Here is a 7,181-nt window from a genome sequence, read left to right as displayed (position 1 = left end):
GGCGTACTGGGTAATGTCACGATGATCCTCTTCCTGTCTCCCGGCAAGCCTAGCCGCACCGGGAAGGCTGCCTCATCTCAGCCTGACAGACAGGGGAGTTCCGAGCATGCGTCGTCCAGTTCGATTCGAGCGAAACAGCGAGGTGACCGGCATGCCGGTCACCAAGATGGGCGGGCAACCGGTGTGGCTGCAAGCTCCGCAGTGGCCGGTGTCGCGTTCGCTCGGCGAGCCGATGACGTTCATCGGCCAGTTCCGGATCGATGCCGACGGCGAGCTCCGCATGGCCTATCTGTTCATGACTGATGGCGACGAGTACGTCGATGGCACCTGGGAGCCTGAGGGTGGCGAGAACGCCGTGATCGTCCAGCCTGAGGGATCGGTACCAGCCTTCGTCGCTGTGACTGACATCAGCGAGGGTCCGTCCTGGCCCGTGGAGGATCACCTACCTGTGGATCAGCAGGTCCATGGCGACAATCGAGCGTGGGAGTTCCTGGGCGGCGAGCCGTTGTGGCTGCAGGGTGACGAGACGCCTGGGCCGGGCTGGCAGCTGATCGGACAGCTGACCGACCGTTTGGGCCACAACTTCGGCGACGCTGGAGTCGGCTACATCTTCGGTTCGCCAGACGGCGCCGAAGGCAGATTTCTCTGGCAGTGCTGCTGACTCATCTGGCCGCACACAGGCATTCGCGGCGGTTGCGCTCTATGCTATCGCCGCTGTCGGCGGCCCTGGGTGTTGGCGTTCTGGGTGAGGTCGGCGCGTAGCTGGGTGCGGGTGCGCATCAAGATCCGTCCGAGTATGTTCTTGCCGGTGCCACTCCGGCCGCGTCCCCAGTAGTGGTCAGTGCTGCTGTCCTCGACGATTTCCTCGTCGCCGGTGTCCAACAGGATGGCGCGGATGTCGGCGTGGGCGGTGAACTTGGCCGTCACGGCCCGGCGCATCACGTCGTCTTTGACCCGTTCCCAGTCGCGGCGCAGCAGCCGGGACCGATCGCGGCCCAGCTCGGCGGCCCGCAACGGGGTCGCCGCCCGCCGGATGAGTTCGGCGTGGCGGGCACCGGGGAACTTCTGGGCCTGGAAATAGTGCTCGGAGGTCGTCCACCAGTGGCCGTTGAGTTCGAAGCCGTGGCCGGAGAAGTTGGAGAAGCAGCCGTACGGAATCTCGTCGGCACCGTAGAAGTAGATCGTCATCTGGGCCTCAGAGCAGGGTCGGGGATCTGCACCGTGTCACAGGCATCGACAGGGCGGCAACCGAGTTCGCCGGCCACCATCCGGATCTGCCGCAGTGCGTGCGCGTCGCCAGCCGGGAGCCAAACACGTCGCACCGGCTGCCGTGCGGCCCGCTGGCGTCCGCAAGCCGGTCGAAGAAATATGACGCACGGTGTCAGGTTTTGAGCGGAGCATGGGTTCATCGGTCGGCGCCGGTGATAGGCGCGGACAGGGCACAGACAGATGCGGAGAGACAAGGATCTCCATGCGCGAAACCCCGGAAGATCTCGAAAAGCTTCAAGCCCTGCTTGACGCCTCCCTCGCCGGCTCCACCTCCCACCTCCGCTCGATCATCAACTCCGCGAGCACACTGGACGCGGAGCAGCTCACCCAGGTCCTCACCGGCATGTGCACCCTGGCTCTGTCCACCGTGACAGCGAAGGGTGAGCCGCGGATCAGCGGTGTCGACGGGCACTTCCTGCGAGGCAAGTGGTACTTCGGCACGGCTCCCGACGCCGCCAAGGCGCGCCACCTCGCGGCGCGACCCGCCGCCAGCGCCGCACACATGCGCGGTGAGGACCTCGGCGTCTTCACACACGGCAAGGTGGAGATCCTCAACCCCCGCAACGGCGACCAGGCCACGGACTGGCCGGACGTACTCGCGTACTTGAAGGACTTCTACGGCGACGACCTCTTCGACTGGGACAACGACGTGGTCTACTACCGGCTGCATCCGCACTGGATGACCGTCTATGCCCCAGACATCGCAAAGCTCACCGTGGCCTCCCAGCCCTGATCCACAGCACGGTCTCGCCTTCGGGTGGGGTGATGGTGATCCAGGTACAGGGGTCCGCCTTTCGTAGGGGGCGCCCTCTGCGCCGGCGTGGCTACAATGAGCTAAATATTGTTGCACGTCAATGTATTTGGGATTACCGATGACCGCTACCCGAGCGGAGGAAGTATCCGCCGCAATGCCCGACCCGGGTCGGGCCCGCACGCTGGATGAGCTGGTCGCAGGGCTGCGGTCGTTGAAGGTCTGGGCGGGAAACCCGTCCTACGAATGGATCACCGGCCAGGTCAACAACGCGTGGCGGGCCGCCGGTCGCCCGACCGGCGAGTTGACCAAGCGACCCACGGTCGTGGACTGCTTCAAACCCGGTCGGCGACGGCTGAACACCGACCTCGTGACCGCGGTCGTGCAGGCACTGCACCCGGACGAGGGGTACGTGCACCAGTGGCGCCAGGCGCTGCGGGTGGTCGGCGGGGAGGCCCTGGCCGCCGTGGTGGTACAGGTCCAGGACAGGCTGCCACCCGACCTGGCCGGGTTCACCGGTCGTACCGCCGAACTCGATCAACTCCGCCGCGCTCTCGGCCGCAACGGCGCGGTGGCGATCTCGGCGATAGAGGGGATGGCCGGCGTCGGTAAGACCCGGCTCGCCATTCACGCCGGGCATATTCTCATCCGGGAGAGTCGATTTGATCGGGCGCTTTTCGTCAACCTGCGCGGATTTCACCCCGACCCCGCTCGACCTCCAGCGGACCCGGCCGCCGTCCTGGACGGCTTCCTGCGGCTGCTCGGTGCACCGCCGCAGCGCATCCCCCACGCTCTGGAGGCCCGCACCGCGGCCTACCGTGACCGGCTCGCCGGTACCCGCACCCTGATCGTGCTGGACAACGCCGCAGACCTCGACCAACTCCGCCCGCTGCTCGCCGAGGTGCCCGGCTGTCTCACCGTGATCACCAGCCGGCGAAGCCTGTCCGACCTGCCCTCGGCCACGCAGTTGGTGATCGACGTGTTCGCAGCGGACGAGGCTGTTCGATACCTGGCCCACGCCGCCGGCCAGGTTCCGGTGGGCGACGATCGCACCGCTGCCGCCCGTATCGCACGGCGCTGCGGCTACCTGCCGCTGGCGCTGGACCTGACGGCCGCACACATGCGGGCCACACCCGACTGGACCCTCACCGATCACGCCGACCGGCTCGACGAACGCCACGACCAGCGACGCCTGGAAACCGGTGTCGAACTCGCCCTCGACCTGTCCTACCACCGCCTGCCCGCCGACCAGCGCCAGCTGCTCCGGTTGCTGGCGCTGCACCCCGGGCAGGACAGCGACGCCTACGCCGCGGCTGCCCTGGCCGGCACCGACATCGAGGTCACCCGTGCCCATCTGGACCGCCTGTGCCGCGACCACCTGCTGCACCAGTCCAACGCGGGCCGGTACACCTTTCACGACCTCGTCCGCACGTACGCCACCACCCGAGCCCACGACGAGGTCCGCCCGCGCGACCGTCGCGAGGCCCTGACCCGCCTGTTCGATCACTATCTCGCGACGGCCGCCTCCGCGATGGACGCTCTGCACCCCGCCCAGGCGCACCTTCGACCCCGCGTCGCCCTGTCCGGTACCCCCGTGCCCGAGTTGACCGACCCGGACACCGCCCGCATCTGGCTCGACACCGAACGGCCAGCCCTGGTCACCGTCGTGGCCCACGCCGCCACCCACGGCTGGCCCGCCCACGCCATCCGGCTCTCCCGCGTCCTGGTCCAGTACTTCGCCGGTGGCCACAACAGCGACGCCATCACCGTTCACAGTCATGCCCGCCGTGCCGCCAGCCACATCGGCGACGTCACCGAACAGGCCCACGCTCTCGCCGACCTTGGCGTCGCCTATCTCTGGGGCGGCCAGCATCAGGCCGCCGCCGAACACTTCACCAAGGCGCTGCTCCTGTTCGAGCAGACCGGCGACGCTCCCGGGCAGGCCCGGACCCGGACCAACCTCGGCATCGCCGAACAGCGGCTCGGCCGCTACCGCGAGGCCGCCGCCCACTTCACGCAGGGCGAGATCCTGCACCGGCGAGCCGGCAACAAGGTCGGTCAGGCACGCACGCTGACCAACCTCGGCGACATCGAACAGAAGACGGGTCGGTACGGCGAGGCCGCCACGCACCTGCGGCAGGCGCTCGCCCTGTTCCGAGAGACCGGAGACCGGGCCGGCGAGGCGGTGTCGCTGGTCAACCTCGCGGAGGTCGACACGCGGTTGGGTCGGCATGGGGCGGCCGCCGAAAGCCTGGCCCAGGCGCTCGCCCTGTTTCGTCATGCCGGGCATCGCAACGGCGAAGCCTGGACGCTGGACGGGCTGGGCACCCTCCACGCTGCTCGTGGCGAGCCCGCCAAGGCCGCCGAGTACCACCATCAGGCCCTGACGATCCTGCGGGCGACCGGCGACCGGCACGGCGAGGCATACGCGCTCAACGGCATCGGCGAGGCCGCGCTCGCCGCAGGCCACCCCGCCGACGCTCTTCGCCATCACACCGCCGCGCTGCGGATCGCCGCCGAGATCGGTGCCCGCGACCAGCAAGCCCGCGCCCACACTGGGCTGGCCAATGCCCACCGCGCCCTCGGCCATCCCGACCAGGTCCGTGCTCACTACCACCACGCCCTCGCCATCTTCACCGACCTCGGTACGCCCGAGGTCGACCAGATCCGCGCCTGCCTGGCCGCCCTCGACAACGTCGGCATCCACACCTGAGCGAGATCCCCGGGAAGCCCGCCCGGTGGCTCCCAACCCGGGGATCTCGCGTTTACGGGAGTGGTCGAGAATGACCAACCCCCCGTGGGGTCAGGTGGTGCAGGGGGTGCCGTTCAGCGTCCACCCCACCGGTGGCGGGTTGGAGATGCCGCTATTGCCCAGGAAGCCGAAGGACGTGGAGGCACCGGGTACGAGCGTGCCGTTGTGGCTGAGGTTCCGTGCCGTCACCAACGCGTTGGACTGCGTCACGCCGGCGTTCCAACTGCTGGTGATCCGCTGCCCGTTCGTGAACGAGAAAGTCAGCGTCCACCCGTGCACGGGCGTGTTGCCGGTGTTCGTGATGGTCACGTTGCCGGTGAAGCCGGCGGACGTCGGGTTGGAGTGGGCTGTGTAGGCGATCCGGCAGGCGCTGTTGCCTCCGGTGGGCGATGGGGACGGGGATGGCGGCGCGGGGTTGCCGTCCACCGCGGCCTTTGGAAGTCCGACGAAGACATCAGCAGCCTGCCGGCCGAGTACGGCGACATCCAGCTCGCATGAGACATTCCACATCGGCTCAAGGCGTAGCGTGGCGCAGTACTCCCTCGCCGGTTGAAGAACATTCGCGGGGAGGTGGTGGGAGTAGAAGGGCGCTGCCGGGTTGCCCACGTCGACGGCTTCGCAGAAGCGCAACAGTGAGGTGGTGTGGCTGACCCGCCAGCTGTTGCCAAAGACCCCGTACAGGTCGGCGAAGGAGAGCGGCACGCGCAGGGGGTCGCCGTTGCTGGCTTCGAGAAAGTGGGGGTCACCGTTGTGGTTGCCCAGCAGGCCGCGCACCGCCGGGGTCTCGGAGTCCAGGCTGATGCCCAGGTTCACGTACGGGACGGTGCCGGCGATGGCGGTGCTGCGGACGAGGTTGCCGGACGGGTCCCGGAACGTGTAGACGTCGCCTACGCGGTGGATCGCCACTCCGGTGGAAAGCAGCAGTGATTCGCCGGAGGGCAGGTTGGTGTCGACTCCGTTCACGACCAGACGGGTCCCGGAGCACACCGCCAGCCTGGTGTTGCCCATCCGCACGCCGACCGACTGGTTCACCGATGCGTTGGGCCGGGTCGGGGCGCCAGACTTCTTGCGGGTCTGCACCTCGAACGTGGTACCGGCCCGGGCCTCGACGAAGTCACCCGTAGCCTGGAAGTCGTAGTACGTACCGGCGAAGGTGTACTGGTGAGTGTCGCCGACGGCGACGGCGGCCAGGCAGCCCGCCAGCTCCCGATTCTTGGCTGCCTGGTTGATGATGAGGGCCGGTGCCGGCGATGTGGGGGTCGCACTCGGCTTGCCGAAGTTGAGGTTGTTCCTCTCCTTGCTGAAGCCCTCTTGTTTGCAGATGGGCTTGGTCGGACTGCCGTCGACTATCGTCGTGCGAAGGTTGAAGTCGGCCTCCTTGTTGAAGACGGCTGTGGATCCGTTGCCGAAGCCGAACACGTTGAACTCGACCTGCGTCCATCCCGGTCCCGCCTGGCCGGGCTGCGACGGCACGTCCAGCACATGAAAGACGTCCGAACTGGACGTCGAGGCGGCGTTCTGGTTCCCATCGTTGAACGTGACCACGTCGACGACGACGGTTTCCGCGCCGACCGTCTGCGTTTGCGTCTCCGCTTCCAGCTTGAAGCCCGGAAGCGCGATGTTCCTGATCGGTACGTAGGGAAGCGGGCCCGCCGCCCTCTCACGCCTCAGCCAGCAGTGGACCTCGCCGTCGTCCGGAACCTCGGTCCAGTCCGTCGGGCAGGGCTTGCCCTGGCTCGCATCCGGGTTGTAAGCCAGCAACCAGTAGTCGATGTAGAGACGGCTGGGCAGCTCATTCGGAACGGTCTGCGGGGTGTTGGCGAAGATGAACTGCTTCCAGCCCTCACACAACGCGGGGGTCGGTGAACTGTCGCACTCCTCGACCTTGAGGCGGTTGGTGTTGAGCTGGAGCGTGTAGCTGTTCGCCATCACCGGCCCGCTGGTCGGGGAGGAGTTCACCGTCAGCAGGTCTTTGTCCTTGACGTCTTCGAACGTGCCGGTCGCCCTGGTGATGTCACCGGCATCCGCGGGTCGCTCCGTCACGATGCCCATCCCGGTGCCACCACCGATGTCCCGCCGCGCAGCCGGTACCCGGTTCGGGGACATCGGGATCGCCGGCGAATCCACGCAGGCGGTCTCCCGCCATTCGACCTTGGGATAGGTCGCGTTGAAGCACCCGTCCAGCGATGGCCGCGGAGCCTCGACGATCTGCGCATTCCAGGTCAGGGGATTCTCCTGTATGGCGGGATGCTCCGCTTTACTGGCCGTGTGGACGACTCCCATTGTCAGTAGGACAGCCGCGATCGTGGCGCTGATCAGCCCGAGTCGTGCTCGGCGTTTTCGCGGTAGCAATCTCAGCATCGTTTCCTCCCCAGCGCTTGTGAAACCGCCTAGCGCCCGTCTGCGGGC

The 7,181-nt window shown here is 67.6% G+C and carries 5 protein-coding genes; 3 read left to right on the top strand and 2 right to left on the bottom strand.

Annotated features, from left to right (window positions below; genetic code table 11):
- The first annotated feature begins 151 nt into the window (after nucleotides 1-151).
- Nucleotides 152-661: a hypothetical protein gene (locus ACGFIK_RS13680; protein ID WP_327026354.1), complete on the top strand. Its 510-nt coding sequence runs from the start codon at nucleotides 152-154 to the stop codon at nucleotides 659-661.
- Between the two features lie 44 nt (nucleotides 662-705).
- Here ACGFIK_RS13680 and ACGFIK_RS13675 read toward each other — a convergent pair whose 3' ends face one another.
- Entirely contained in the window at nucleotides 706-1,188 is a 483-nt protein-coding gene (locus ACGFIK_RS13675; protein WP_327026353.1) for an NADAR family protein, read from the bottom strand.
- A 283-nt stretch (nucleotides 1,189-1,471) separates the two neighbouring features.
- Here ACGFIK_RS13675 and ACGFIK_RS13670 point away from each other — a divergent pair, with 283 nt between their 5' ends.
- Together ACGFIK_RS13670 and ACGFIK_RS13665 are read left to right on the top strand one after the other, a co-directional pair.
- The gene (locus tag ACGFIK_RS13670) at nucleotides 1,472-2,002 is read left to right on the top strand and encodes a pyridoxamine 5'-phosphate oxidase family protein (RefSeq protein ID WP_327026352.1); all 531 of its coding nucleotides are present in this window, start codon (nucleotides 1,472-1,474) and stop codon (nucleotides 2,000-2,002) included.
- A gap of 139 nt (nucleotides 2,003-2,141) precedes the next feature.
- Complete coding sequence (locus tag ACGFIK_RS13665; protein WP_327026351.1) at nucleotides 2,142-4,733, top strand: tetratricopeptide repeat protein; 2,592 nt, start codon at nucleotides 2,142-2,144, stop codon at nucleotides 4,731-4,733.
- A 90-nt stretch (nucleotides 4,734-4,823) separates the two neighbouring features.
- On the opposite strand, the gene ACGFIK_RS13660 is transcribed toward ACGFIK_RS13665, so the two are convergent.
- Nucleotides 4,824-7,055 (bottom strand): cellulose binding domain-containing protein, encoded by a 2,232-nt coding sequence (locus ACGFIK_RS13660; RefSeq protein ID WP_327026350.1) that lies wholly within the window; start codon nucleotides 7,053-7,055, stop codon nucleotides 4,824-4,826.
- Nucleotides 7,056-7,181: the final 126 nt, after the last annotated feature.

The organism is Micromonospora sp. NPDC048871, assembly GCF_043198155.1.
Taxonomy (GTDB): Bacteria; Actinomycetota; Actinomycetes; order Mycobacteriales; family Micromonosporaceae; genus Micromonospora.
The sequence above is the reverse complement of the archived record's forward strand: the minus strand, read 5'-3'. Positions and strand labels throughout refer to the sequence as shown.

Coding starts and splice junctions, on each gene's coding strand:
- ACGFIK_RS13665 (WP_327026351.1), top strand. CDS start 2,142: ATGACCGCTACCCGAGCGGAGGAAGTATCCGCCGCAATGCCCGACCCG.
- ACGFIK_RS13660 (WP_327026350.1), bottom strand. CDS start 7,055: ATGGGAGTCGTCCACACGGCCAGTAAAGCGGAGCATCCCGCCATACAG.
- ACGFIK_RS13680 (WP_327026354.1), top strand. CDS start 152: ATGCCGGTCACCAAGATGGGCGGGCAACCGGTGTGGCTGCAAGCTCCG.
- ACGFIK_RS13675 (WP_327026353.1), bottom strand. CDS start 1,188: ATGACGATCTACTTCTACGGTGCCGACGAGATTCCGTACGGCTGCTTC.
- ACGFIK_RS13670 (WP_327026352.1), top strand. CDS start 1,472: ATGCGCGAAACCCCGGAAGATCTCGAAAAGCTTCAAGCCCTGCTTGAC.